Origin of the sequence: Streptomyces sp. P17, assembly GCF_032436805.1 — a bacterium.
Lineage (GTDB): Bacteria > Actinomycetota > Actinomycetes > Streptomycetales > Streptomycetaceae > Streptomyces.
On record NZ_JAVRBF010001405.1, the window covers coordinates 1 to 241 of the forward strand.

The window sequence follows — 241 nt, forward strand, 5'->3', positions numbered from 1 at the left end:
GGGCGGTACAAATATAAATGACGGTGTGCTGCAGGTTGGCAGCGATGACAATCTGGGAGATTCGACAGGCGGGCTCTTCTTCAATGGTGGCGAGCTTCAGGTCACTGGCAGCGATTTCAAGTCGAACCGTGAGGTTGGACTTGAGAACGGGGGCGGCACAATCGACTCCATGCTGAACGTTGTGGAGATGTCGGGCAGTATTACTGGTGTCGGTAATTTGACGAAAATCGGCGAAGGTCAG

1 protein-coding gene is annotated in these 241 nt (G+C 53.5%); it reads left to right on the forward strand.

Going from position 1 to position 241, the window contains the following annotated elements; translation table 11 throughout:
- Positions 1-25: 25 nt before the first annotated feature.
- On the forward strand, positions 26-241 hold a 216-nt coding region (locus RMT89_RS45150), incomplete at its 3' end, for a hypothetical protein (RefSeq protein ID WP_315889553.1).